This is a genomic window from Sodalis sp. dw_96 (assembly GCF_018449575.1).
In the GTDB taxonomy this organism is placed as follows: domain Bacteria; phylum Pseudomonadota; class Gammaproteobacteria; order Enterobacterales; family Enterobacteriaceae; genus Acerihabitans.
This window is the reverse complement of the sequence record NZ_JAAVUT010000005.1, coordinates 108,790-134,222: the sequence shown is the minus strand read 5'-3', so window position 1 is coordinate 134,222 and position 25,433 is coordinate 108,790. Positions and strand designations below refer to the sequence as shown.

The following is a 25,433-nucleotide window of genomic DNA, read 5'->3' as shown; positions in this document are numbered from 1 at the left end:
ACGCGGCATTGTGTCGTCGCCCGGCAGCGGCAACCGCCGGCGAACTAGATCAGCGGTTTATGCAGCAGGGACTCCAGTACCTTTACCGGCGCATGGCGGGGATTTTTCATGGCATCCGGCGGTAATAAAAAGGTTTGCTCCAGCATAAATTGTCCGTTCATTGCCGCGTGGGGGGTCTGATCGGAAAAACAGATCCAGCTGCTGCCGGGGGGAAATTCCACCGCCAGCTGAGGCCCATACTGTTGGTAATCCCGATCCGCTTTCATGGCATCGTGCAGCTGTAGCATCAGTTGATCATAGGGGCTGCGGCGGGTTTTGGTGATGCCAATCTTGTCCAATAGCCAGCTTTTCAGCGGTGAATAGCCACCGAGATTCGGCAAGAAGCGCTGCGCCAACTGCGGAAAGGGTTCGCCTACCCGCCAGGAGCGGTTTTCCCCGTTGGGATTGATATTGGTGAAGATGCGCAGTATGCGCTGGCCGCGGGTAGGGCGGGAAGGAAAGGCATCCACATGCAGGCGACTGTCGTCTTTGCGCCATGAGGTGGTGTTTTTCCAGGCGGTAATCGGGTGCAGCCGCAAGGTATCGGTGGGGCTGTGCAGGGTCTGCCGGTAGAAGGGCAGTATCGCCTCTATCAAGCGACAGCTGTCCTGGTAGTAGCGTTCGAGCAGTTGCCGGATCGCGGGGAGCCTTTCCGTCAACGCCACCCCGGTGAGCCGGTTTTTCAACGGCTGGAAGCTGATATTTTTACGTTTAGGGTCAACCAGCTTCGGATCCAGCAGGGTGAGTTCATCCGCGGTCAGGGTAAAAGAGAGGTGGGGGAAAAAAAGTATCTTGCCCTCTTCCAGCGCTTCCAAAGCCAGAGGCGCGTCTTGCCCGTCGGTGTCCCAGCGTTCATGATCCAAAGTGGTTACGGCTTGCTCAAAGACAATTTTATTATTAGACATATCATATCCTTGCCATATCTTTGCTAGACGTTTTCTATAGCTATAGAAGGTAGATCGCCAATTTTCTCACAATATTTTGTAGCGAAACAATACTGGGGTTAAATGAAGTGTAAATGCAATGACATTATTTTTCAGGCAAAAAAACGTCATAATTTATTTCCGTTGGTTTTCCCCACCGGCTTCCACTGTGATAAGCATCACCTTTTGCTGGACAGACGGCGCAATAAATATGCCTTCTCAGGCTGTTTTTTATCCATCCGGACATATTAAATATCCGGCGGCCACCGGATAATACTGCCAGGCATTAAACTAACGCAGGAAATAATAATGAATGAAATATTAAAAAATTAAATCGAATAAAATGATGATCTATACATTACATAGATAATGAACCTTACATCTAAAACGGGAGTTTATTTATCATGCAAGATTTGCCATTGGCTTGGTATGGCGCCATATTGGGCCTTTTTATAGCCATATTTTTAATTTTAAGAAAAATCAATCCTGTCTATGCTCTGTTTTTTGGCGCCATAACCGGCGCCATTATCGGCGGCGCTAATTTACAACAAACCATCACCGTGCTGATTTCGGGTACCCAAAGTATTATGGGCACGGTAATTCGAGTATTGGCGGCGGGGATCCTGGCGGGTGTTATGATGGAGTCCGGCGCCGCCAATACCATTGCCCGGGAAATAGTACGCAGGATGGGCGAAGGAAAAGCCATTTTTGCCCTGGCGCTGGCTACCATGGTGATAACCGCTGTCGGCGTATTTATTCCCGTGGCGGTGCTGATTGTGGCGCCGATTGCTCTCTCGGTGGGCAACCGCATGGGTTTATCCAAAACCGCTTTATTATTGGCGTTATCCGGCGGAGGGAAAGCGGGTAATATTATTTCCCCCAACCCAAATACCATCGCCGCCGCCAATGGTTTTCACCTTGGTTTGAGCGATGTCATGATTGCCGGTTTTATTCCCGCCGTCGGCGGACTGATTATTACCGTATTACTGGCTTCGTTAATCAAGCATAAGGGTCAAATGGTCACGGACGTGGAGGCCGACACCGATAATTCCGCCCAGGCCGCCGGCCCTTCGCTGGGAAAAGCCGTCGTTGCACCCGCCGTGGCGGTGATATTGCTGATGATAAATCCCCTGGGCTCCATTTTACATATCACCGCCCTGAGCGCATTTAAACTGGATGCGATGTATGTGCTGCCTATTGCCGGCATTATCGGCATGGTGGCCATGGGGCAAAGCGGGAAAATAGTCCGGTACACCGCCTCCGGCATTGAAAAAATGACCGCCACCGTGCTGATCCTGATTGGCGCCGGCGCCATTGCCGGGTTAATCGGCGCGTCCAATCTTTCCCAGCAGGTGATTGCCTTGATTAATGTAGCGGGCATTTCGGGAACCTTTCTCGCCCCGATTTCGGGCATCCTGATGGCCGCCGCCACCGCGTCAACGTCCACCGGTGTGATTCTCGCCACCGGCACGTTCGGCGCCACCATTACCCATATGGGGATTCCCGCTCTGGCATCGGCGGTCATGGTGCATACCGGCGCCACGGTCATTGATTCCCTGCCGCAGGGTAATTATTTCCATGTCACCGCCAACAGCATGTTTATGTCCATCAGGCAGCGTATGTGCCTGATTCCTTACGAGGCGCTGGTGGGCGGCACCATGACCATTATCGCCACGCTGCTTTATGGTTTTATTCTGTAATTGTAATAAGGTAAGTAAAATGACTCACATGAAATTCGTCCTGGCGCCGGATTCCTTCAAGGAGAGCATGACCGCCAAACAGGTCTGCGTGGCGATGGAGCAGGGGTTTAAAACCGTTTTCCCCGACGCCGAATTTGTCCATGTGCCGATGGCCGATGGCGGCGAAGGTACGGTGCAGTCGCTGGTGGACGCCACCGGCGGGAAGCTCTTCCAACAGGAGGTCACCGGCCCGCTGGGAAGCCGGGTCAAGGCCGGCTACGGCGTGCTGGGGGATGGTAAAACCGCGGTGATTGAAATGGCTTCCGCCAGCGGGATTCAGTATATCAATGCCGAAAACCGCAATCCCCTTATCGCCACCTCCTATGGTACCGGGGAACTGATAAAAGCCTGTCTGCACCGGGGGATCCGTCGCATCATCATCGGCATCGGCGGCAGTGCCACCAACGACGGCGGCGCCGGCATGGCCCAGGCGCTGGGAGTGAAATTACTCGACGGGGACGGCGGCGAGCTGCCTTATGGCGGCGGCGCCCTGGGACGGCTGCATGACATCGATCTGTCGGGACTGGATCCGGCCATCGGCGAGACGGAGATTATCGTCGCCTGCGATGTCACCAATCCCCTGTGCGGCGAGCACGGCGCATCCGCGGTGTTCGGTCCGCAAAAAGGCGCAACGGCGGAGATGATCCAAACCCTGGACGGCAATCTTGCGCATTACGCGATGATTATCCGGCAGCAGCTGCGGCGCGAGGTGGGCACCATTGCCGGTGCCGGGGCGGCGGGAGGATTAGGCGCCGGTCTGCTGGCGTTTACCCAATGCGAATTGAAAAAAGGCATCGATATTATTATCGACTTCAGCAAACTGAATGAAAAGCTGGCCGGCGCCGATTATTGCATTACCGGGGAAGGGGGTATCGATTTTCAAACCAAATTCGGCAAGACGCCCTATGGCGTGGCAAAAGCGGCCAAAGTCCGCAACGTGCCGGTAATTGCGCTGGCGGGACGCATTGGCAAAGGTACCGATGAGTTATACCAGGAGGGAATCGATGCGATATTCGGCATCATTCCGGATATCGGCGAATTGGAATCGTTATTGTCCGCCGGGCAAATCAATATAACCAGAGCCAGTGAAAATATTGGCAGATTGTTGAAAATAGCCACGCATAAGCCAAAAGTGATGCGGTAAAATATCCATTTTTTTTATTGATGGTATTTGCCGTGGCAATGTTTGTTATTAATTAGTAGCCGAAACGCAAGACATGTAAAATATCATGTTGCATTATTTAAAGCGGCGCTGGAATTTTCCGCGCTGCTTTTACTGAAAATGAAAATTTCGCTAACAAAACTCCAGGGAATGATTGATTGAAATAATTTGAAATATATGTGATGTTAATTAAAGAACATCTGTTTCTAAATCATCATTTCACCATAATACCGGAGGAAAATATCCTGAAATATATTTTCCCTTAATGTGGAATTTTTTCTGCTTAAAGGGTTAATGTTTTTTTTGGAAATAATTACAATGAATGATTATCTGGAACCTAAACTTGCCCGGCAAATTGTTGCAAAGACTATGCAAATTATTCATTGCAATGTTAATGTTATGGACGGCCAGGGGAAAATAATTGCCAGCGGCGATCAGGATCGCATTGGAGAATTACATGAGGGCGCGTTATTGGTGCTGTCCCAGGCGCGCATCGTGGAAGTGGATGACGGCATGGCTAAACATCTGTTTGGCGTCCGTCCCGGAATCAATTTGCCGCTGAAAATCGACGGCAGAATTGCCGGGGTTATCGGTCTGACCGGTAATCCCTCTCAATTAAGGCAATACGGCGAGCTGGTTTGCATGGCGGCGGAGATGATGGTGGAGCAGGCGAAATTACTCTCTTTCCTGGCGCAGGACAGCCGGCTGAGGGAAGAGCTGGTGCATAACCTTATCCGCTCCGATGAAATCTCTCCCATGCTGGCGGAATGGGCCGAGCGTCTGGGTATCGACCTGCACCAACCCCGGGTCGCCGCCGCGGTTGAAATCGACAGCGGCCAGCTCGACGTGGAGAATCCCATCGAGGAACTCCAGCAATTACAGGCACTATTAACCCAGCCGGGGGAGAAAAATCTCATCGCCATTATTTCCCTCACCGAACTGGCGGTGCTGAGGCCGGCGCTGAATAAATACGGCCGCTGGGATGAAAATGAACACCTGCGGCAGTTTAAGGACATGCTGTCGCTGCTGAAAACCAAGGGCCATTTGCGGATACGTTTTGCTTTGGGCAATTATTTTTCCGGCGCCAACAGCATTGCCCGATCCTGGCAAACGGCGCACTCCACCATGACTATCGGTAAACGGCGTATGCCGGATGAGCGTTGTTACAATTACCGTGATTTAAAATTGCCGGTATTACTGCAGCGACTACAGGGGGGCTGGCAGGAAACGGAACTGCTGCTGCCCATGACCAAACTGAAAATGATGGACAAGAACGGCCAGTTGCTGCACTCGCTGAAGATCTGGTTTAAGCATAATAATCAGACCAGCGCCGCCGCCGGCGGGCTATTTATTCATCGCCATACCCTTGAATATCGCCTCAATCGGATCGCCGATATCACCGGCCTCAATCTGTCGGATTTTGACGACCGGCTGGCCCTGTATATCGCCGTGCAGCTTGACGAAGAGAGCCAGATGAAAAACAGCGCGTTGGCCGTTCATTCTCTTTGATGCCGGTAAAACCGGTACGGACGGCTATTTGATGCCGGCATCGTGCAGTTCTTCCACCAGCGGTTCCGGCGGCTGCGGCACCAGATGATCCAGTATTTGCCTTTGCACCCGATAGAGATGATTGCGCATAGCCTTTTCCGCCGCATCCGGGTTTCGCGCGGCGATGGCCCGGGCGATTTCGCCGTGTTCATGGTTGCGCACCGTCAGGCGGTCTTTTGACAGCGGCAGGTCGTTTTTCTGGATATGCAAACGCACATCGGAGCCGATCTGCCGCAGCAGACCGTAGAGCTCCGCCGCCAAACGGTTATTGGAGGCGGCGGCCACCTGTTTGTGAAAGGCCAGATCCACCTTGCCGTTATCATGACCGCCCTCCATGGCCGCGGTGCGCAGAATACGATCGATGTCCTGCTGCGAGGCGCGAATGGCGGTCAACCGCACCAGCATCGGTTCAAGCAGCAGGCGCAGTTCGATGACCTCCAGGGGATTGGTGATTTGCGTCAGGCTTTTTTTACTGGCCTCGAAGGAGGTTTTGGCGCGCCCGGCGGAGGCCGCCGGCATCAGGCCCGATTGCCTCAGCTGCTCCAGGGCCTTGCGCAGGGCATAGCGTTTCACCCCCAATTCATCCACCAGCGTCCGCTCCGAGGGCAGAATTTCCCCCGCGGCCAGACGCGGGGTCAGGATCTCAACAATGTGTTCAACCAGGTCTTTTTTACTGTCATGGTGATGTAATGGCATGTTTGATTGCATATCGCTATCGGGTTACCGTAAAAGTGGAAAAATATCCGCCGGCTAACAGCATGAGCCGCAGGCGACCTCTGGATTTATCAGGCCGCCGGGATGCCATCCGTCGCGACCGAACCCCAGGGCGGCGATAAGCTGCTCGGCCGCCTCCATGGCGGTGATAAGGTCCAGCCCCGAACACGCCTCCCCTATCTCTACCCGTGTCACCCGGATCCCCCTGTGCGTCAGGGCCGGCAGGTCCATGGCCGCGTGTAAGGCGCCCAGCACGCATACCGCCTTTAATAACGGCAGGCGAGCCAACAGGCCGGCATCCAGACAATGTCGCCCGGTGATCAGTACCGCCGCGTTGCCGGCCAAGGCTGAATAAAGATCCTCGCCGCACGCCTGGTGCGGGGCGGTTTGCCGGACATCGAAGAAGTGTCCCAGACGTTCAACGGCGGCGGCGGCCAGCGGCGCGCACAGCAATATCGGGTGTTTAGCTAGACTTAAGCTCATTTTATACCTCAATGCAAGAGGGGTGAATTCATCGCCGGCTCACCCTGTGGGTCAGCGCTTGACCGGATTGGCCGCCAGCAGGAAAGAGGCGTCGAAGGCGGCGTTATAATCGGCGTCTTTAGCAAGCACCTGTTGGGATATCAGGATATCGGCGGTTTTTTTCCACTGTTCGGCGGTGATGATCCCCAGCCCCCGGCTTTTGGTGAATTCGCTCATGGCGGTATGTTTAATGTCCTGATCAAGCTCCTCGGCCAGGACTTTTTCCTTGCCCTGGTATTCCGGGTTGTCTTTCACCAGGATGGCCACCGCTTCTTGGGGATGATCCAGGCTATAGGCGAAGCCTTGCAGGTAGGCTTTGACAAAACGCTTAACCACCTCGGGCCTGGCGGCGATCATTTTGTCGGAGGTAAATACGCCGGAGCCGTAGGCGTCGTAACCAAAATCCCCGCCGTACAAAATCGACAGGGATCCGGCGCCCCCCGCTTTGGCTTCCAGCTCAGGCACCTCCGCGTCGACGTACCCCGGCACGCTGTCCACCCGGCCCAGCAGCAGGAAGCTCTCATAGGGCGGCGAAACGGTGCTTTGCTTGATATCCCCCAGGGCCATGCCATTGGAGGATAAAAACGCCTTAAGGAACACAAAGGTCGAGCCGGACGGATGTACGCCGATATTCAGGCCTTTCAGGTCGGCGGGTGTGTTTAGCGGATGTTTGGCTTTGATGCTCAGCATCGCCAGCGGCGTTTTCTGGTTGAAAGCAATCAGGGCTTTGTCATTGACCCCCTGGAGAAATTTTTTTATAAAGATCGGTGTTTTGCAATGGACATGCAGCTTTTCGCCGTCAAAAACCGCGGCACATCGTTACCGGGCGAATACCCTTATATCCGCCACGACAATGCTGATACAGGTTAAGGCGCAGGCGATAATCACCGTCAGCGACACCGCACTGAGGATGTGGGGTGAAATAATTTTCAAGCCGTTTTTTCCATAGGCGGGGGAAAAATGGCGGGTAAGCACGATGCCCAGGGTGAGCAGCAATAACAGCCCCCCCGCCAGGCAGGTAAAAATATTGCTGTTTATCAGCCCGATGCGCAGGAAAAATACAGCGTCGAGCATAATGACTAACAGGGTGCGGTCCCATGCCTGCCGGGTGCGTTCCGGCTGCAGGCCGGGGTCGTTGTTTTGCCCGGGGATGTTCTGGTCTTCCGGGCCACCGGCTGTGCCCCGCGCCATTTATCCCCAACCGCCGATAATGATAAACGCGATAAAACAAACCGCCGTCAATACCACCAGGATGGTAATAGTGGGTAACAAGCGGGTATAAGGCAGCGGCCGATCGTTGCGCATCGCCTGTTCATTTTCTTGCCAGCGCCGCAGGGCAACCAGGGCCAGCACCGCTCCCCCCAGGGACAGGAATATCGCCAGCAGGCTGCGGATTAACGGCGAGGCAAACCCCGACGCCAGCTGATCCAAGGCTATGGAACCCGCCAGAAAGGCGAGGGCGGTGCGTATCCACGCCAGATAGGTGCGCTCATTGGCTAGCGAAAAACGGTAATCCGGATCTTTACCCTGCCGCTGCCAGCCGTTGTTTTTAAAAAACATGTCTCTTCCCGCGATGAGCTTAGTATTCCAGAGTATGTAAACGAGTACTGCAAGTAAATGACAGACTGCTTACGCCCGGCAGATTGTCAGCTCTGGCGATCGCGGGCCTACCGTGCCATGTGGCGCTCGGTCGGGCGTAAAAACCACGCCCGATTCGACCACATTGGTGCGGTCTCCCTTTAACACGTTTGTTGCACAATCAGTGATCGCGGGCCTACCGTGCCATGTGGCGCCCCGGTTATTGCGGGTACGGCACCCAGTCGCCGCCGTCAAGGCGGATAAAGGTCTTGCCCTGATAATTGATCACCGTGCTGGCATCGTTTTCCGACACGGCGGCGGTCTGGGGCAAATCCTTGGTCAGGGCGGTCCAGTCGATTTGCTGCGCCTGAAACACCTTGCCGTCCACCAGGCGGGAGACCAGCTCCGACAGCGCCAGATAGCTGCTGGGGGCGGTTATACGCAGCGACGGCTGCTGGTGGGGCGCCTTGATGCCGATAAATTTGATGCCCATCGGCACATGGGTAATGGACGGGCTGGGAATATCCCGCAAACCGGGCATCTGCATCTTATCTCCCACCAGGGCGGCGCCATGTTCGGGCACCACCACCACCACGACCCGGCGGCCTGATTTCTCCAACTGGTCAAAGAAGCTGTCCAGCTGATTAAACAATGTGGTGGCCCTGGAGGCATAATCGGCGGCGCTGTGGGCGCCCACATAGCGGTTGCCGTCATGCAGGGTGATAAGATTAAAAAAGGTGGCCGTGCGCAGATCGCCGTAATGGGTTTGCTGCGTCAGCCAGCGATCGAGCAATTGCAAGTCATCATAGATGGGTTCGCCGTCAAATGAATTTAACGAATGCCCTATCCCCGCCTGAGACATCAGCGGCTCCTGCATATTTCCATCATCGCGGATGTTTTGCAAAAAATTACCGAACTGGCCGCTGTGATCGAGCATGAGCTCGGTCTTGAAACCCAGCTTCGCCAGATTATCGAACAGATAACACTGCTGGTTGGCGGGGGAATAGAGATCCTTGTGTTTTTCCTGACCGCAACTGGCGCGCAGCAGACGTATGGCCGCCGGGCCGCTATAGGCGGTGCCTGAGTTAAAATTATCGAACATCAGATCAAATTTGCCCCAGAACGGTGACGTCTTCATCTGGATCGCTTCAAGATCGGACCAGGACAGTGAGCAGATCTGGATGATCAACAGGGAAAAAGGCGCCGCGTCGGCGGGCAAGGCTTGGGGAAATTGGGTGGCGCGCTGGCTTTCCCGCTGGTAAAACCCATTGAGGTAAGCGGTGAGATTCCCAGTGGTGGGGGGGGCGATCATTGCCGCCGGAACGCTGCCGGCGGCGGCCGGCGCATCGGCTGGCCCGGCGGCAACCGACGTAATCGGGCCCAGCTGGAAGAGCGGCCCGGTAATGTGCATCACATTGAGGCCTATCAACACCGCCATGGTAAATACCGTGATCCGCAGCCACTGCGAGATAAACAAATAAGCCACCAGCAGGGCAAAAGCCGCCCCTACCCATTGCCAGTCGATAAAGCGGTTAATCAGCTCCAGCAAGTACATGGCGCTAAAGCCGGCTACCTGCGATCCCGCCGAGAGAATAGAGTGAATGCCCGGCAACCAGGTATCGCTGTAAAACACCGCGAAGCCGATGGGTATGCCGATAATGTTTCGCCAACGATGCAGGCGCGCTGATGACAAGGGAAACAGCAAATAGGCGGCAAAGACCAGATTATCCAGCGCATGAAAATTAAGATAGCCCAGCCACAACAGCGTAAATTTAATCAGGAAATAATAATTCCACGCGCCAAGACCGCGCCAATGATGCCTCAAACCCGACGTGTTATTCAGATTCATGATTTTCTATTTTTACCTGACGGAAGATCTTTGCGCGTCCAGATGCCTGCCGATTTCAAATAACGCGGAGAGAGAATATGGGATTGCAAAGTGGACAACCAAAAAGGAAACCGGCGGTGAAAAAGGTAGCCCAGAGGGAAAAAAATGATGGCGCAAAATACAATCAGCTGCAGGATATCGTCAATATTCATGGCCGTACGTCCTGTGGCGCAACAAAGGACAGCGTCAGGGGCCGGGGATTATGCCGCACCGAGGCGGGGCGCGTGTAGGCCACGGCCGCCGTGATCGGGGTATCGTCGGCCTGCGGCGAACCGGCTTTGCCAATCTGCCTGACTTCACTGATGATTTGCACGTCATGGGTCCAGACCTGGCGATTGCTGAACGCCTCGGCAATGGGCAGACGAAAGATATAGCCCAGCACGGTATCAAGATCGTTAATGCGGCAATTGGACAGAAACAAGTATATCCGGCGCGGCGTTGCGGTCACCAGATCGCCCCCGCGCCGCAGGCGGCACAGGGATAACGCCTGCCGGGGCGGCAGGCCCGGCACCGGTCTGAGCGCGATGAGAATTCCCTTGTCGTCTTCCGGCATCAAGGGATTCTCAATCAGGTTAGGCACTACCTGGCGAAACGTATCATTGCTTACCGCGCCCTTTAACCGCGAAGGGTTGACGGCGGCCAGCAACGGGTCGACGGTGGCCGGTACATGACGGGTAAAGCGCTGTCCCTGTATGCTTTCCAGCAGGGTCAGAAAGCTCGACAACGGGGCGATGTAGGGTACCACCAGATTGGCGCCGCAGGCCTGCAACAGCCTTTCATCGGTATAACGCAGGCTGGCCTTCATTTCCCGGACCACGATTTTTAAGGCGACGCCGCGCTGACGGCGCAGGGTATGGATCTGCTGCGCCAGTTCGGCAACCTGTTCACTTTCGGTCAGGGCGAAAATCAGCGTGGCGGAGTGTCTCAGCATGCCTTGCTGCATCAGCAGGGCGTTGTCTTCCAGCAGCCGCCAGTTTACCGACAGGGGCGGCGCGCCTTCCAGTACGCTTTTTTCCGCCAGGCACAGCTGTTCATCATTGACCGAAGGAGAATAAGACGGCAATAGGATACTCTGCACAAACCGTTGCCGGTCATCCATTTCCCAGGTCATTGCCTGATTGGCAATTAAACCTTTACCGCTGAACCACCAGGAAACCTGATATCGCACGCAATCTTGCAGTGATTGCACGCTCGATAAACCGGAAAGGGAGGGGAATTGGGAAATAAGTTGATTTTTTAATTGCGATACGCCGCTGCCGTAACTAAGAATTAAAAAAGTGGCGCCGTGCTTTATTAACCACCGTCGGGTATTTCCCAGCCAGTCGTCAATTTCCGTTTGCGAAAAGTCTTGCCATGCGCTAGCGGTGAAAAGAAGGATAAAAAGGCGGTCTTTGACATTACACGCCCGCAATAAATCAGACGTCAGCCGACGAAGGGCCGATTTTTTTTCCGGCAGCCGGAACAGCGGCAGCGAAGCCGGCGGTCCGGCGTTCTCCGTGTCGGGGGGCGGCAGGCCCTCCAGCAGTTGCTCGGGGCTATCGCCGCAGCATATCAGGGCCGCGCGGGTTGCCGCCCCCTGTGCGTTAATGATTTGCCGGCATAACTGGCGGGCATCCCCTTGACGTTCTATATTGACCCAGTAGCAGCCGTGAGACTGCATTACCGATAATTCTTCAAAGCTGTGGTAGATACCAAATGAAAAGGAGAGCGCCATGTGTTCTTTTGCTTTTAGTTAAAAGTCTGTTGAGGTAATAACGCTTTTGAGAGTATGCTAAATTGTCATCTCGCTATTAGCAATAACTAAATCAACTATAGTTCAAACAAAAGCGCAGGGCGAATCCCGAAATTATTAAATCAATGTAGAAAGTTATTGGAATATTTTAAGGCGCGACATGGAAAATAATTTATTTACTCCTGGTGTAACTTCGGTTGCAGAAAAACAAGACGATGTCCGTGTGCTGAGTCATATTTTCGCCCTACCGAAATTTCATTACGTCGATATCAATTTGCAAGAGCAATTTCCACATATTTTGTCGTGCTGGCCCCTGTTGGCCGAGTTTGTTTATTCCGACGGCCTGGATGCCTTGTCCCCGGCAACCGACGGCTCACAGCGGCAAGAGTAAAGCATGCCGATTATCGCCTTGTCGGGTATTCGCGGCGGCGCCGGGACAACCTCAATAACGGCGGCCCTGGCCTGGGCATTATACCAGGCCGGTGAATCCGTGCTGGCGGTGGATCTGTCGCCGGATAATTTGCTGAGGCTGCATTTTAATATGCCTTTTGATCACCCCCGTGGATGGGCGCGGGCGGAATTTGACGGCCAAGGCTGGCACGAAGGTGCGATGGAATACCTGGAAGGGCTGGCGTTTCTGCCGTTCGGGCGCACCACGGCGGAGGAGCGGCTGCGGCTTGAGCACCCGCTGTCCGGGCGGGAGGGCTGGGGGCACGACCTCGCGCGGCTGCGCGCCGCCAAAGGTTACCGCTGGATCCTGCTGGATATACCTGGCGGCGATAGCCCCGCCACGCAACAATGCCTGTCTGCCGCGGACCATATCCTAATGGTCATTAACCCGGACGGCAATTGCCATGCCCGTTTGCACCAGCAGGCGCTACCCGCCGGCTGCCGGCTGCTTATTAATCAATATATGCCCGCCAGCGGGCTTCAGCACGATATCAATCAGCTTTGGCAGCAGACTCTGGAAGGCGTATTGCCGGTGATCATTCATCGCGATGAGTCGATGGCCGAAGCCCTGGCGGCGAAACAGCCCTTGGGGGAATATCGGCCGGACAGCAACGCGGCCGAAGAGATCGTGACGCTGGCCAATTGGTGCCTGATCCATTGTTCAGAATCCGCCCCATGAGCATGCTGTTGCGGTTCTTCCTGATGCCGCCGGTTTCATGGCGCCTGCGGCGGCGCTACCTGGGGTATCGCGGGCAGGGCGCATCGCGGTCGGCATCCTGGCTGATGAGCGCCATGGTGATCCTGTGCTGGATGTTCCTGCGCCTTGAGTCGGCCTCCTGGCGGCGGGTGCGCTATCGCCGCCGGTTATGGTTTCCGCATATTTCCCCGGAGCGCCCCCGTCTGATGGACGGCTTGCGCTATCTGCTGCAAGGGATCTGGCTGATGGTGGTTATGTCCGGCCGGCGGCGGGAAAAGTGGCTGACGCCGCCTGCGTTCATTATCCGGGGGCGGCGATATTATTATCAGTGGCTGCACATGCTGCCCCGGCGTCTTAGCAACGCGGGGTTGGGGCAGGAGACCGTGCAACGGCTGGGCCATCTGAATCGCGGTCTGCGCCGGGTGATGCTTTACTCCCTCAGTCTGGTGGCGGCGGTGACCACGCTGTTTTGCATCTCGCAGCCCTTCAGCCTTTGGGCCCAGTTTGTCTTCGTCTTGTTGCTGTGGTGTATCGCCATGGTGGTCAGACGGATTCCCGGCCGGCTGCCGGCGCTGATGCTTATCATTTTGTCCCTGACCATTTCTTGCCGCTATATGTGGTGGCGCTATACCTCGACCCTGAACTGGGACGATCCGGTGAGCCTGGCCTGCGGCCTGCTGCTGCTGATGGCGGAAACCTATTCCTGTCTGGTGCTGGTGCTGGGCTATTTCCAGACCATCTGGCCCCTGCACCGCAAGCCGGTGGCGATGCCGCCGGATGTGGCGTCCTGGCCGACGGTGGATATCCTTATCCCCACCTTCAATGAAGATCTGGCGGTGGTCAAACCGACGCTCTACGCCGCCCTGGGCATCGACTGGCCGCATAAAAAGCTGGCCATTTACCTGCTGGACGACGGCAACCGGCCGGAATTCAAAGCGTTCGCCGCCGAAATAGGCATTCATTACATCGCCCCGCCGCCCCATAAATATGCCAAGGCGGGCAATGTTAATTACGCCCTGGCGCGATCCCGGGGGGAATTCGTGGCGATTTTCGACTGCGACCATGTTCCCACCCGCTCGTTTTTGCAAGTAAGTCTCGGCTGGTTTTTCAAAGACCGTCAGTTGGGCATGTTGCAAACTCCCCATCACTTTTTCTCCCCCGACCCCTTTGAGCGCAACCTGGGCCGCTTTCGCCGCGCGCCCAATGAAGGCTCTTTGTTCTATGGCCTGGTACAGGATGGCAACGATCTCTGGGATGCCGCCTTCTTCTGCGGTTCGTGCGCGGTCATGCGCCGCTCCGCGCTGGAAGAGATTGGCGGGCTGGCGGTGGAAACCGTGACCGAGGATGCCCATACCTCGCTGCGTCTGCATCGCCACGGCTACTCCTCCGCCTATATTCGCATTCCCCAGGCGGCGGGGCTGGCCACTGAAAGCCTGTCGGCACATATTCGACAGCGCATCCGCTGGGCGCGAGGCATGGTGCAGATATTCCGGCTGGATAATCCGCTGCTGGGTAAAGGGTTGAAGCTTCCGCAGCGCCTGTGTTACGCCAACGCCATGCTGCATTTTTTATCCGGCGTGCCGCGGCTGATCTTTCTTACCGCGCCGCTGGCTTTTCTATTGCTGCACGCCTACATCATCTTCGCGCCGGCCATTGCTATCCTGCTGTATGTCTTGCCGCATATGGTGCATGCCAGCCTGACCAACTCCCGGGTGCAGGGCAAGTACCGCTACTCGTTCTGGAGCGAAATCTATGAAACGGTGCTGGCCTGGCATATCGCCATGCCCTCCACCATGGCGCTGCTAAACCCCCACAGCGGAAAATTCAATGTCACCGCCAAGGGCGGCCTGATTGAAAAACCCTACATCGATTGGGCGCTCACCCGTCCATACCGGATATTGATGTTCCTGAATCTGTGCGGTTTTATCGCCGGCCTCTTTCGGCTGGGGTATGGCGATGTCAATGAAATCATGACGGTTTTCATCAGTCTGGCCTGGACGCTTTACAATATGATGATTCTCGGCGGCGCCATCGCCGTCGCTTTTGAGGCCAGGCAGCTGCGCCAGGCCCACCGGGTGGAGATTGACATGCCGGCGGCGCTGATGGTGGGGGACGGCCATATTTACACCTGCACCCTGCATGATTATTCCGATTCCGGCGTCGGTGTCCAACTGAGCTATGCGGAAGACATCGCCGTCGGCGATCGCGTCACCCTCTTTTTGCGGCGGGGTCAGCAGGAATATACTTTTCCCTGCGACATTACCCGCGTCTACCACGACAGGCTCGGTATGAAGCTGGGTCCCTTGAGCACCCGCCAGCATGTCGAATTTATCCAATGCACCTTTGCCCGCGCCGATACCTGGGCGTTATGGCAGGACGGTTTTCCCGAAGACAAGCCCATCCATAGCCTGCGGGACGTGATTGCCCTTGGGTTTAGCGGCTATCAACAGATGGCGGAGTATGCTCCGCCCTTTTTCCGCCGGCTGTTTTTTGGCCTGACGGCGGTGGTTACCTGGTTTATATCCCTGATGCCTCGAGGCGTGGCGGCCGCGCCCGCCGCCCATCTTAACGACGAGACGGCGTCATGACGCCGATGATAATAATATGATGAAAAACCTGACCTGCTTGACCCTATTATTTTTCACCCTGGGCGCCGCATACGGTGCGCAAGGCGTGGAGTATCAGACGCCGTCGGCGGTGGCGTCCCCGCCGACACAGCCGGCGGCACCGGCTCAGGCACCGGTGCGCGACGTGCGGCTGCGGTTCGCCGATGTCGCCCCGCCGCCGGGCACCTTTGTGCTGCGCGGCGTCAGCCCCGAAGGGCAAATCGAGTTCGGCGTGCGCAGCGATGAAGTGGTCACCCAGGCTCAGCTTGCCCTGGAATTTACCCCGTCGCCCTCCTTGATCCCCATAGAGTCCCATCTCAAGGTCTATCTCAACGACCAACTGGTGGGCATCACCGCCATTACCAAGGATCAACTGGGTAAATCCAATCATGTCCTGATAGATATCGATCCGCTGTATATCGGCGATTTTAACCGGCTGCGGCTGGAATTCATCGGCCACTACCAGGATATCTGTGAAAATCCGGCCAACAGCACGCTGTGGCTGGATATCGGCAAATTCAGCTCGCTGAACCTGCGCTATCAGCGGCTGCCGCTGCAAAACGAGCTGTCGCATTTCCCTGAGCCGTTTTTTGATGCGCGGGATAACCGGCCGCTGGTGCTGCCTATGATGTTTGCCGCCTCGCCGGATGCAGGACAACAGCGCGCCGCCGCCATATTGGCCTCATGGTTCGGCGGTCGCGCGCAGTGGCGCGGCCAGTCCTTTCCCGTGCTTTTTAATCACGTGCCGGAAAGCCACGGCATTATTTTCGCCACCAACGCCCGGCGTCCGGATTTTCTCCACGACCATCCGGCGGTGAACGGTCCGACGGTGGAAATGATTGCCCATCCCACCGACCCCTATGTGAAGCTGCTGCTTATCATGGGGAGGGATGACAACGATCTGATCACGGCGGTGCAGGGGATAACCCAGGGAAATATCCTGTTCCGCGGGTCGCGCGTGACGGTGAATGAAGTCAGCCAGCTGGCGCCCCGGCTGCCTTATGACGCGCCGAACTGGGTGCGTACCGATCGGCCGATGACCCTGGGAGAGCTGAAGCAGTACCCGGAACAGCTGTCGTCCAGCGGCATCCAGCCGTCGCCGATTCCCTTAACCATCAATTTGCCGCCGGATTTGTTTCTTATTCACAGCTCCGGTATCGATATGCGGCTGAAATACCGCTACACCGCGCCGCAGCGGGATAATGATTCGCGGCTGAATATCAGCCTCAATAATCAGTTTGTGCAGGCCTATACCCTTGGGCCAGAGGGCCAGCCGGGCAATGCGGTATTGCACCTGCCCCTGTTGCGGGGACTGTTCGATTCGGCGAAAGCGCTGACCATTCCCGCCCTGAAACTTGGGGAAATCAATCAGTTCAAATTTGACTTTGATTACACCACGCTGCTGGCCAGCGGCGCGGAAGGGCGCTGTGAAACCTATACCACCGCCGTCAATCATGTGGTGATCGACGATAGCTCGACGCTGGATTTCTCCGGCTATCGCCACTTTTTGCCGATGCCGGATCTGCGCGCCTTCGCCAGCGCCGGTTTCCCCTTCAGCCGGATGGCCGATCTGTCCGAAACCCTGGTGCTGGTGAACAAACAGCCGCAGCCGGTGCAGGTGACCACGCTGCTTAACGCATTGGGAGGGATCGGCGCGCTGACCGGTTATCCCGCCCTGGGGCTGCGCCTGAGCGACGACTGGTCGCAGGCGAAAAATCTCGACAGCGATATCCTCATGGTGGGCACCATTCCCCAATCCCTGCGGGATGACCGCAAGATGAGCATGCTGGTGGACGCCACCCAGAGCTGGGTTGAGCAACCTAACCGCCAGGTGCCGCTGCCCGATATGGCCTTGCCGGTGAGCGATGCGGCGGCTGACAGCCAGACCACCGTCAGCGCCCAGGGACCCCTGGCCGCCATTATCGGCGTACAGTCGCCGTCACACTCCCAACGCAGTATCGTCGCGCTGCTGGCGGATGGCCAGCAGGGCTTTGCACTGCTCAACCAGGCGCTGGGGGACAGCGGCAAACGCGCGGCCATGTTCGGGTCGGTGGCGATTATCCGCGATTCCGGCGTCAACAGCCTGCGGGTCGGGGACATTTATTACGTCGGGCATCTGCCGTGGTGGGAGCGGATTTGGAATGCCCTGGCCACGCATCCGGTGCTGATGGCGATTATTGCCATGCTGTCGGTGGTCCTGGTGGCACTGTTATTGTGGCGCGGACTGCTGATATTGACCCGCCGCCGCCTATCCCCCGATGACCGGGACTAAGGCGTATGCATAACATTTCCCTCCTCCGCGGCGTTATGCTGGCCGCGGTGATGCTGCCCCTCTGCCCGCCGCCGGCTTCGGCGGACGTGTCGCCCCGGCAATGGCTGCTGAAACAGGTGCGGGTCGGGGAAGCCGCCCATGACGATCTTCTGGTGCGGCAGTCTCTTTACCGCCTGGAGCTGATGGACCCGGACAATCCCGACGTGATAGCCGCCGGGCTGCGTCTGGCTCTGCGCCAGGGCAACCTGGCCCTGGCCGGCCGGCAGCTGGATAAATTGCAGCGTTTGGCGCCGGATTCGGCCATTACCCGGCAGGCGCGGCTGAACATCAGTCTGACCACGCCGACGGTGCAGCAGCAATTGCAGCAGGCCCGCTTATTGGCCACGGCGGGGCGTTTACCCGAGGCCAAAGCCCTGTATGACGCCCTGTTTCAGGGCCGGCCCCCCACGGTGGATCTGGCGGTGGAGTACTGGCGGCTGACGGCCCGTCTGCCTGGGCAACAATCCCTGGCCATTGACCGGCTGCAGCAACTGGATGGGGAATTTCCCGGCAATGCGGATCTTCGGATACTGCTGGCAAAATTGCTGTTTGCGCAGCACCGCGACGACGAGGGATACGCCTTGCTGCGGCAGTTGGCTGATTCCCCGGCCGGTCGCGGCGACGCGGCCGACATCTGGATGCGAAATATCAAGGCCATGCCGGTGGGGGACGCGAGCATTGATGCGCTACGGCAATTTATAGCGGTTTTTGGCGACGGACCGCCGGTGCGGGAGGCTGAGAAAGAGCTGGCCCGCCAGCAAAGCCTGGCGGCCGATCCCCGTTATCAGGCACGAGTCAAAGGCCTGGCGGCGGTGGAGGGTGGGGCAAGCGCCCGGGCGGTAGCTCCCTTGAAACAGGCCCTTCAGCTGGCCCCGGACGATGCGGAGGTCCTGGGGGCGCTGGGACTGGCTTATGCCCGCAACGGGCAGCGGGAGCAGGCCATTGCGCTGTTCGAGCAGGCGCAAAAGGACGACCAGAACGGTTTCCACGGCGATAAGTGGCGCAGCCTGATCGCCAGCAACCGCTACTGGCTGCTGCTGGACAGGGCCGACAGCGCGCTGAAAGCCCATAACCTGCCCCTGGCTCAGCAGCAATACCGTCAGGCCCTGCAAATCGACAGCGGCCGCAGTCAGGCCTGGGTGGGATTGGGGCAGGTGGCCACGGCACGTTCCGATGATGCCGCCGCCGAAGGCTATTTTCTGCGGGCGTTGCGCATTGAATCGGACAACGGCGGCGCGATACGCGGTCTGAACGGTATATATCAGCGCCGGTCGCCGCAAAAAGCCCTGGCTTTTCTCACCGGTTTGCCTCCGGCCCAGCGTGCCGCCATGCATGACAATATCATCGATTTACAGATTGAGCTGTGGAGCGCGCGGGGGGATGAACATGCGGCCCGGCAGCAGTGGCCGCAGGCGGCGGATGACTACCGTCGGGCGCAGCGGCTGGCGCCGGACCGGGTATGGCTGACCTACCGTCTGGGTAAAGCGTTGCAGAACGGCGGACGGATGGCGGAAGCGGACGCCGTTTTTGCGGCACTGGCCGCACGCCGGCCGGACGATGGGGAACAGGTCTATGCCTACGCGCTGTATCTTTCCTCCAGCGGCAGGCCGGACCGGGCGCTGGCCCATCTGGATACGCTGCCCTCGGCAAGATGGAGCCGGGGCATGGGGGAATTGGCGGCGCGGTTGCGGTTACAGGCCAGGCAGGACAGGGCTTCCCGCCTGCGGGCGCAGGGGGATGAAACGGCGGCCATCGCCTGGCTGTCGGCGCCCCCGGTTGACAACGGCAGCCGGCTGATGCTGGCGGACTGGGCTTTGGCGCGCCGGGACTACGCCGGCGCGCTGGCGGGTTACCGGCAGGTCAGCACCGCCGAACCCGGCAATCGCGATGCGCAACTCGGGGAAATCGAGGCATTGCTGGGGCTGGGGCAAAAAGAGCAGGCGAGACAACGGCTGGTTGCCGTCACGGCGTCTCCCGCCGCCGGCCAAAACGACAGCTTCAATACCCAGCGCAGAATCGCCGTTCTCTGGACCGACGTGGGAGAGCCCCGTCAAGGCCTGGCGCTGTTAAGCCGGCTAAAACCCGCGGCGCGGCGGCAAGGACCCTCACAGGCCGATGCCTTGGTCTTTCGCGACAGCGCGCGGCTGGAACAGCGCTTTAACCAGCCCGGGGCCGCGCGGGAGGACTATCGACAGGCCATGGCGGACAGCGGCATAACCGCCGCGTTGCCGACGGATAATGATGATTACACCCGGCTGACCCGCTACCAACGGGACGATGACTGGCTCAAACGGGGAATTCGCAGCGACGCGGCGACACTCGCCCGGCAGCAAGAGGTCAACGTCACCCTTGCCCATGATTACTCCTCTTCCAGCGGCACCGGCGGCGTTTCCGATTTGACGTCCCATGACACTATGCTGCAGGTGGATCTGCCGTCATGGGACGGACGGGCTTTTTTCCGCACCGACTCCATTGAGATGAACGCGGGAAGTTTCGCTACCCGTCAAGGGACCTACGATAATATCTTCGGCACCTGCGCCGGAGTCAGCACCGGTTGCCATACCGATAGAGGGCAAAGCGCCAGCGGCACCAGTCTGGCCGCCGGCTGGCAAGATGACCGTTGGCAGGGGGATTTGGGCACCACGCCGCTGGGATTCGACGTGGTGGATTGGGTGGGCGGCTTGAGCTATAGCAACGACTGGCGGAATATCGGCTGGACCGCCACCGCGTCGCGCCGGCCCATTTCCACTTCCCTGCTGGCGTTCGGCGGCGCGCGCGATCCCGTCTCCGGCATGACCTGGGGCGGCGTGCGCGCCACCGGGGTAACCCTGTCCGCCAGTTATGACCGGGGGGAAGCCGACGGCCTGTGGGGTAACGCCGGACTGCAGCGGCTAACCGGGGAAAATGTCGCCGATAACCAGCGCGTGCGGCTGATGGCGGGTTATTACCATAAGTTCATCAATGACGATGACCGCCGGATGACGGCGGGGCTTAACAGCATGTGGTGGCATTACCAAAAGGACCTTAGCGACTACGCCCTGGGCCAGGGCGGATATTACAGCCCCCAGCGCTATGTCTCGCTGTCGGTGCCGGTGAATTATCGCCAGCGCAGCGACAACTGGTCATGGCAGCTTGGCGGGACGGTGGGCTGGTCACAGGCCAAAACCCGCGACGGGCTGCGCTATCCGCTGCAGGAACTGATCCCCGATGATAATAGCGACAAGGCGGACATTGAACAGGGGGGCACCAGCTCCGGCATCGGATATACCTTACTGGCCATGGTGGAACGGCGTCTCGATTCACACTGGACGTTGGGGGCAGGCATCGATATCCAACAGGCCAAGGATTACACCCCCAGCCACGGATTTATCTATCTGCGCTATGCCCTGGCAGGCTGGCAGGGGGATCTTGACTCCCCGCCGCAGCCGCTGACGCCTTATGCCGATTTCCGATAACCCGGCGGCCATGGCCGCTGCGACCCGGCCTTGCCACGGTCTTCCTTAAACACCCTAGCTGCACGTTCGGTGAACGCGGATTTGCCGCGCCATCAGAGGTTTGGTTGGTTTTTGCCGCTGCGGTAGGCGGTTAAACCGCGCTTTGGCCGCCGTCTACCACCAGTGCCTGTCCGGTAACGTAAGAGGATCGGTCGGACAGCAGAAACAGCGCCGCCTCGGCCATCTCTTCCGGTTCAGCCAGACGCCCCAACGGGATACCAGCCCCGAACGGGTGAGATTCATGGCCCTGTTCATCGGTGCTGATCCGTGATTGGGTCATAGGCGTACGGGTGATGGAAGGGTTAATGGAATTGACGCGAATGCCCACCGGCCCGAACTCCACCGCCGCCGCCTGTGCCAGCGATACGATGCCGCCTTTGCTGGCGCTGTATATGGAGGTGCCCGGCTGGGCTATCTTCGCCAGCACCGACCCGTTAAACACGATGGCGCCGCCGTCGCCCTGGCGTTTCATCTGCGCCACTTCCGCCTGCAGGCAGAAAAAGGCGGCCTTGAGATTGGTATCCACCACATTATCCCAAACGGTTTCATTCAGTGTCTCAATGGGACCGCCGCCGGACACGCCGGCATTGTTGAATGCGCAGTCCAGCCTGCCATAGACTTCCACCACCCGGGCGATGACCGCCGGTATGGCGTCGATGTGGGTCAGATCGACCTGGATAAACAGCGCGCTGCCGCCGGCGTTTTCGATTTCCGCCACCACTTCGCGTCCGGCCTGCTCCTGCCTGCCGGTAAGGGCGACCTTGGCCCCCTCGCGGGCAAACAGGATGGCGCTCGCCCGACCGATACCCGAGGTGCCGCCGGTGACAAATACCACTTTATTTTTTAACAGTTCCATGGGTTTTCCTTTGTTGGCTGAAGATGCGTCGGCTCGACTGAACTCAGGCTAAAGAAACGTCGGCGGGATATGTGATATTCATTAAGTGCTCCAGGTTTGTCATAGGCAAAAGATTCAGTTCAAGCCAGATAAGCGACATAGGCTTTTTAGATTTCAGTTGTAATCTAAACTAAATTATATGATCACTGACATCTATATTGTCAACAGAAGGATTGTCTACCCAGGCATATCGACGGCGAGGAATGGTTGACCAGGGCGCTTTAAATCCGGAGCGGGTCAGATTAACGGGGATATCAGTGGATCATGTGGCGTAGAGCCGGCAAAAGTCGCAAACCCATCTTGGCGGTTACTCTCTGCAGATTCGCCTTCCGCCCAGCGCTTCACCGCTTGCGTGTGCCGAACGGGAGATAAGCCGAACATCCGGCCATACTCCCGGGTGAACGTGGTGGCACCGGGTGCCATCGAGACCGACTTTGGCGGCGGCGCGGTGCGCGACAACCCGGAAGTAAACAAAATCTTCGCGGATATTACCGCCCTCGGACGTGCCGGCGTGCCGGACGATATCGGGCCGATGATCGCCGGCCTGCTGTCCGAGGACAACCGCTGGGTTAACGCCCAGCGGATTGAAGTGTCCGGCGGCCAGGGTATCTGATGGGGGTGAAATACCGTCGCCCGCGGGCGCCGGGGCGGTAAGAGAGGTTTTACCCGGCAGGAGAGGCTTGTCTTGCCGGGCGGGTACCCTATTATTGAGGCTCTTTTGCCAATAAAGGCGGGACGGTGGGAACTTCCGGCGCCTCATCGATATCTTTTTGCGTCATGCGGAAGGCTACAGGATAGTGATCGCGATGGGTTCGGCGCAGGGGTTCGGTGGAGCGCCAGGTATATAAACAATGCTGGCACTGATAAACCGTCCAGACATCGGCAACCGGCGATTTTGCCATTAACTCAATATGTTCATCGGCACAACGTGGGCAAATCATGGTTATTCCTTATTCATTGATGAGCGGGTGGCCAGCAGTAGGGTCAGTTTATCTACCCAGGCTTTTGTTTCCGGCAGGTCTTTCACCGGCTGGCTATAATGTCCGCGCGTATCGGGGGCCACCGGCGTGGTGGCATCGATAATCAATTTATCGGTGATCCCCGCCGGGGACGAGCCCGGATCCAGTTCAAGCACCGACATATTCGGCAACTGCACCAAATCACCGGCCGGATTCACCTTTGCCGAGAGCGCCCACATCACCTGCGGCAGGTTAAAGGGATCAACGTCCTCATCCACCATGATGACCATTTTCACATAACCCAAGCCATGGGGGGTGGTCATGGCACGCAGGCCCACGGCGCGGGCAAAGCCGCCGTAGCGTTTTTTGGTGGAGATAATGGCGAGCAGGCCGTGGGTATACATGGCATTCACCGCCTGGACTTCCGGAAATTCGGCTTTTAACTGCTGATAAAGCGGAACGCAGGTTGCCGGCCCGATAAGATAATCTATTTCTGTCCACGGCATGCCGAGATAAAGCGATTCAAAGATGGGTTTGGCGCGATAGGAGACTTTATCGATACGCACCACCGCCATATTGCGCCCGCCGGAGTAATGGCCGGTGAATTCCCCGAACGGCCCTTCAATCTCACGTTTGCGGCCTTCAATGACGCCCTCCAGGATAACTTCCGATCCCCAGGGAACATCAAAACCGGTCAGCGGCGCGGTAGAAATCGGATAGGACAAACCCCGAAGCGCACCGGCCATTTCATATTCTGATTGATCGTATTTGAGCGGTGTAGCGCCCATCAAGGTGATAATGGGATCATTGCCCAGCGAAATCGCAATGGGCAAGTCCTCGCCGCGCTCTTCCGCTTTATGCAGATGTAATGCGATGTCATGCATGGGAACCGGTTGCAGCCCAAGTTTACGCTTGCCTTTGACTTCCATGCGATAGATGCCGACGTTCTGTTTGCCGAAACTATTCGGATCCTGCGGGTCCCGTGAAATCACGCAGCCTTTATCAAGATAAAAACCGCCGTCTCCATCATTCAGGCGGAACAACGGCAAAATATCGAACAGGTTGATATCTTCTCCATCCACGGTATTTTCGGCCCAGGCCGGATTTTCCCGGCGTTCAGGCGGGACCGGGAAGGTCTCCCAGCGGCTGATAAACGCATCAATCTGCTGTTTGACCGGCGTATTTGGCGGCAGGCCCAGGGCAATAGCGTGGTTTTGCCACGATCCCAGAGTGTTGAGCACCACCCGTGCGTCGGTAAAACCGTCGATGTTATCGAACCACAGCGCCGGCGCGCCTTCGCCGATCCGTCCGGCGGCATTGGCGGCGGCGGCTAGATCCGGCTCAGCGGCAACGCGCTCGCTGATTTTCAATAACTGCCCGTGCTGTTCCAGCCCGTGCAGGTAACTTCGTAAGTCATCGAATACCATAAATTTTCTCCTGGAATGAATAGCTGTGTAAAAATCTGGGGCCGGCGACAGCATTAAGACCACGCCGAAAGGGTGCTTTTATATTTTTCGGAATAATGTTCGTGTACGAACATTATGTAAATTAACGCTAATTATTTCAGTCTGCAAGGGTATTTTTTCAGCTTTGGAAGGGGAACGGGTAAACCAGGGCAAGAGCCTGTAAAGCAATTTCATAAAAATGATTCAGTTAATGTATTCTTTGCCACAATGCTTTATGACCTGTGGGACAGTAAGAACCATGAAAGTTGAACATCAAGCTTTCCATCTGATGCGCCGAATCTTTCAGCAACATACCTCTAATTGGCAACAGCTGTTGCCGGATCTCACCAAGCCCCAGTATGCGGTACTCTGCGCGATTGCCGAGCATCCGGGTATCGAGCAGGTTCAGCTGATGGCGGCGGCCGTCAGCACCAAAGCGACGCTGGCGGAGCTGCTGGCGCGTTTAGAAAAACGGGGATTGCTGCGCAGGGTTCGCGATGCCGCCGATAAGCGCCGGCGTTTTATCTGGCTGACGGACGAAGGCCAAGCCATGCTTGATGTTTCTCAGCCGTTGGCCTTTGATGCGGATCAGGCGTTTTTGAAACGCCTGTCCGCCCTGGATCAGCAGGTACTGTTGCGTCTGCTGCTGCAGATGGCGGATAACAAAGAAACTGGCTGAAACATCATCAAGATTTAATTTTTACTCGCAGGGCGGGTGATTATCGCCGTCA

Annotated in this window: 21 protein-coding genes and 1 pseudogene; 10 read left to right on the top strand and 12 right to left on the bottom strand. The window is 57.3% G+C overall.

The window, feature by feature from the left end:
• Window positions 1-44 precede the first annotated feature (44 nt).
• Entirely contained in the window at window positions 45-944 is a 900-nt protein-coding gene (locus HB631_RS10340) for a Kdo hydroxylase family protein (protein ID WP_213991065.1), read from the bottom strand.
• A 422-nt stretch (window positions 945-1,366) separates the two neighbouring features.
• On the opposite strand from HB631_RS10340, the gene HB631_RS10335 reads away from it, so the two are divergent.
• The 3 genes from HB631_RS10335 (at window position 1,367) to HB631_RS10325 (ending at window position 5,372) form a co-directional block, all read left to right on the top strand.
• On the top strand, window positions 1,367-2,662 hold the full coding sequence (locus HB631_RS10335) for a GntP family permease (RefSeq protein WP_213991064.1): 1,296 nt from the start codon (window positions 1,367-1,369) through the stop codon (window positions 2,660-2,662).
• Between the two features lie 19 nt (window positions 2,663-2,681).
• The gene (locus HB631_RS10330) at window positions 2,682-3,845 is read left to right on the top strand and encodes a glycerate kinase (protein WP_255556917.1); all 1,164 of its coding nucleotides are present in this window, start codon (window positions 2,682-2,684) and stop codon (window positions 3,843-3,845) included.
• A 336-nt stretch (window positions 3,846-4,181) separates the two neighbouring features.
• A complete protein-coding gene (locus HB631_RS10325; RefSeq protein WP_213991063.1) occupies window positions 4,182-5,372 on the top strand; it encodes a CdaR family transcriptional regulator in 1,191 nt (396 codons plus the stop codon).
• Window positions 5,373-5,396: 24 nt separating this feature from the next.
• Here the strand turns inward: HB631_RS10325 and HB631_RS10320 are convergent, their stop codons facing one another.
• The 8 genes from HB631_RS10320 to bcsE form a co-directional block, all read right to left on the bottom strand.
• Window positions 5,397-6,107: an FCD domain-containing protein gene (locus HB631_RS10320; RefSeq protein WP_213991062.1), complete on the bottom strand. Its 711-nt coding sequence runs from the start codon at window positions 6,105-6,107 to the stop codon at window positions 5,397-5,399.
• 54 nt (window positions 6,108-6,161) lie between these two features.
• Window positions 6,162-6,608 carry a hypothetical protein gene (locus HB631_RS10315; RefSeq protein WP_213991061.1) on the bottom strand — a complete coding sequence of 149 codons (447 nt, stop codon included), beginning with the start codon at window positions 6,606-6,608 and terminating at the stop codon, window positions 6,162-6,164.
• A gap of 51 nt (window positions 6,609-6,659) precedes the next feature.
• Entirely contained in the window at window positions 6,660-7,367 is a 708-nt protein-coding gene (locus HB631_RS10310; protein WP_345945705.1) for an ABC transporter substrate-binding protein, read from the bottom strand.
• A 99-nt stretch (window positions 7,368-7,466) separates the two neighbouring features.
• Window positions 7,467-7,838 (bottom strand): DUF202 domain-containing protein, encoded by a 372-nt coding sequence (locus HB631_RS10305; RefSeq protein ID WP_213991060.1) that lies wholly within the window; start codon window positions 7,836-7,838, stop codon window positions 7,467-7,469.
• The gene (locus tag HB631_RS10300) at window positions 7,839-8,207 is read right to left on the bottom strand and encodes a DUF202 domain-containing protein (protein WP_213991059.1); all 369 of its coding nucleotides are present in this window, start codon (window positions 8,205-8,207) and stop codon (window positions 7,839-7,841) included.
• A 238-nt stretch (window positions 8,208-8,445) separates the two neighbouring features.
• Window positions 8,446-10,074 (bottom strand): cellulose biosynthesis protein BcsG, encoded by a 1,629-nt coding sequence (gene bcsG, locus HB631_RS10295; protein WP_213991058.1) that lies wholly within the window; start codon window positions 10,072-10,074, stop codon window positions 8,446-8,448.
• On the bottom strand, window positions 10,071-10,265 hold the full coding sequence (gene bcsF / locus HB631_RS10290) for a cellulose biosynthesis protein BcsF (protein WP_213991057.1): 195 nt from the start codon (window positions 10,263-10,265) through the stop codon (window positions 10,071-10,073). The genes bcsG and bcsF overlap by 4 nt, the downstream gene beginning before the upstream one ends.
• Window positions 10,262-11,827: a cellulose biosynthesis protein BcsE gene (gene bcsE / locus HB631_RS10285; protein ID WP_213991056.1), complete on the bottom strand. Its 1,566-nt coding sequence runs from the start codon at window positions 11,825-11,827 to the stop codon at window positions 10,262-10,264. The genes bcsF and bcsE overlap by 4 nt, the downstream gene beginning before the upstream one ends.
• A 178-nt stretch (window positions 11,828-12,005) precedes the next feature.
• Here bcsE and bcsR point away from each other — a divergent pair, with 178 nt between their 5' ends.
• Genes bcsR through bcsC form a run of 5 tightly spaced genes read left to right on the top strand, consistent with a single transcriptional unit; the run spans window position 12,006 to window position 21,364 of the window.
• The gene (gene bcsR, locus HB631_RS10280; protein WP_213991055.1) at window positions 12,006-12,236 is read left to right on the top strand and encodes a cellulose biosynthesis protein BcsR; all 231 of its coding nucleotides are present in this window, start codon (window positions 12,006-12,008) and stop codon (window positions 12,234-12,236) included.
• Window positions 12,237-12,239: 3 nt separating this feature from the next.
• Entirely contained in the window at window positions 12,240-12,974 is a 735-nt protein-coding gene (gene bcsQ / locus HB631_RS10275) for a cellulose biosynthesis protein BcsQ (protein ID WP_213991054.1), read from the top strand.
• Entirely contained in the window at window positions 12,971-15,580 is a 2,610-nt protein-coding gene (gene bcsA / locus HB631_RS10270; protein WP_213991053.1) for a UDP-forming cellulose synthase catalytic subunit, read from the top strand. The genes bcsQ and bcsA overlap by 4 nt, the downstream gene beginning before the upstream one ends.
• Window positions 15,581-15,596: 16 nt before the next feature.
• The gene (gene bcsB, locus HB631_RS10265; protein WP_213991052.1) at window positions 15,597-17,870 is read left to right on the top strand and encodes a cellulose biosynthesis cyclic di-GMP-binding regulatory protein BcsB; all 2,274 of its coding nucleotides are present in this window, start codon (window positions 15,597-15,599) and stop codon (window positions 17,868-17,870) included.
• Window positions 17,871-17,875: 5 nt separating this feature from the next.
• Entirely contained in the window at window positions 17,876-21,364 is a 3,489-nt protein-coding gene (gene bcsC / locus HB631_RS10260; protein ID WP_213991051.1) for a cellulose synthase complex outer membrane protein BcsC, read from the top strand.
• 130 nt (window positions 21,365-21,494) lie between these two features.
• On the opposite strand, the gene HB631_RS10255 is transcribed toward bcsC, so the two are convergent.
• Complete coding sequence (locus HB631_RS10255) at window positions 21,495-22,259, bottom strand: SDR family NAD(P)-dependent oxidoreductase (RefSeq protein WP_213991050.1); 765 nt, start codon at window positions 22,257-22,259, stop codon at window positions 21,495-21,497.
• Between the two features lie 436 nt (window positions 22,260-22,695).
• On the opposite strand from HB631_RS10255, the pseudogene HB631_RS10250 reads away from it, so the two are divergent.
• A pseudogene (locus tag HB631_RS10250) lies at window positions 22,696-22,911 on the top strand (SDR family oxidoreductase); the annotation flags it as partial.
• Between the two features lie 91 nt (window positions 22,912-23,002).
• Here HB631_RS10250 and HB631_RS10245 read toward each other — a convergent pair.
• Together HB631_RS10245 and HB631_RS10240 are read right to left on the bottom strand one after the other, a co-directional pair.
• Window positions 23,003-23,239: a non-oxidative hydroxyarylic acid decarboxylases subunit D gene (locus HB631_RS10245; RefSeq protein WP_213991049.1), complete on the bottom strand. Its 237-nt coding sequence runs from the start codon at window positions 23,237-23,239 to the stop codon at window positions 23,003-23,005.
• 2 nt (window positions 23,240-23,241) lie between these two features.
• Window positions 23,242-24,684: a non-oxidative hydroxyarylic acid decarboxylases subunit C gene (locus HB631_RS10240; protein ID WP_213991048.1), complete on the bottom strand. Its 1,443-nt coding sequence runs from the start codon at window positions 24,682-24,684 to the stop codon at window positions 23,242-23,244.
• A gap of 277 nt (window positions 24,685-24,961) precedes the next feature.
• Here HB631_RS10240 and HB631_RS10235 point away from each other — a divergent pair, with 277 nt between their 5' ends.
• Window positions 24,962-25,381, top strand: coding sequence for a MarR family transcriptional regulator (locus tag HB631_RS10235; RefSeq protein WP_213991047.1), 420 nt, complete (start codon window positions 24,962-24,964; stop codon window positions 25,379-25,381).
• The last annotated feature ends 52 nt before the right edge of the window (window positions 25,382-25,433 follow it).

Excerpts from the sequence above, each read along its gene's own strand:
- bcsE (WP_213991056.1), bottom strand. The coding sequence starts at position 11,827 with ATGGCGCTCTCCTTTTCATTTGGTATCTACCACAGCTTTGAAGAATTA.
- HB631_RS10335 (WP_213991064.1), top strand. The coding sequence starts at position 1,367 with ATGCAAGATTTGCCATTGGCTTGGTATGGCGCCATATTGGGCCTTTTT.
- HB631_RS10300 (WP_213991059.1), bottom strand. The coding sequence starts at position 8,207 with ATGTTTTTTAAAAACAACGGCTGGCAGCGGCAGGGTAAAGATCCGGAT.
- HB631_RS10340 (WP_213991065.1), bottom strand. The coding sequence starts at position 944 with ATGTCTAATAATAAAATTGTCTTTGAGCAAGCCGTAACCACTTTGGAT.
- HB631_RS10325 (WP_213991063.1), top strand. The coding sequence starts at position 4,182 with ATGAATGATTATCTGGAACCTAAACTTGCCCGGCAAATTGTTGCAAAG.
- HB631_RS10305 (WP_213991060.1), bottom strand. The coding sequence starts at position 7,838 with ATGGCGCGGGGCACAGCCGGTGGCCCGGAAGACCAGAACATCCCCGGG.
- bcsG (WP_213991058.1), bottom strand. The coding sequence starts at position 10,074 with ATGAATCTGAATAACACGTCGGGTTTGAGGCATCATTGGCGCGGTCTT.
- HB631_RS10315 (WP_213991061.1), bottom strand. The coding sequence starts at position 6,608 with ATGAGCTTAAGTCTAGCTAAACACCCGATATTGCTGTGCGCGCCGCTG.
- HB631_RS10245 (WP_213991049.1), bottom strand. The coding sequence starts at position 23,239 with ATGATTTGCCCACGTTGTGCCGATGAACATATTGAGTTAATGGCAAAA.
- bcsB (WP_213991052.1), top strand. The coding sequence starts at position 15,597 with ATGATGAAAAACCTGACCTGCTTGACCCTATTATTTTTCACCCTGGGC.
- HB631_RS10240 (WP_213991048.1), bottom strand. The coding sequence starts at position 24,684 with ATGGTATTCGATGACTTACGAAGTTACCTGCACGGGCTGGAACAGCAC.
- bcsQ (WP_213991054.1), top strand. The coding sequence starts at position 12,240 with ATGCCGATTATCGCCTTGTCGGGTATTCGCGGCGGCGCCGGGACAACC.
- bcsF (WP_213991057.1), bottom strand. The coding sequence starts at position 10,265 with ATGAATATTGACGATATCCTGCAGCTGATTGTATTTTGCGCCATCATT.
- HB631_RS10330 (WP_255556917.1), top strand. The coding sequence starts at position 2,682 with ATGACTCACATGAAATTCGTCCTGGCGCCGGATTCCTTCAAGGAGAGC.
- HB631_RS10235 (WP_213991047.1), top strand. The coding sequence starts at position 24,962 with ATGAAAGTTGAACATCAAGCTTTCCATCTGATGCGCCGAATCTTTCAG.
- bcsC (WP_213991051.1), top strand. The coding sequence starts at position 17,876 with ATGCATAACATTTCCCTCCTCCGCGGCGTTATGCTGGCCGCGGTGATG.
- bcsR (WP_213991055.1), top strand. The coding sequence starts at position 12,006 with ATGGAAAATAATTTATTTACTCCTGGTGTAACTTCGGTTGCAGAAAAA.
- bcsA (WP_213991053.1), top strand. The coding sequence starts at position 12,971 with ATGAGCATGCTGTTGCGGTTCTTCCTGATGCCGCCGGTTTCATGGCGC.
- HB631_RS10255 (WP_213991050.1), bottom strand. The coding sequence starts at position 22,259 with ATGGAACTGTTAAAAAATAAAGTGGTATTTGTCACCGGCGGCACCTCG.
- HB631_RS10320 (WP_213991062.1), bottom strand. The coding sequence starts at position 6,107 with ATGCCATTACATCACCATGACAGTAAAAAAGACCTGGTTGAACACATT.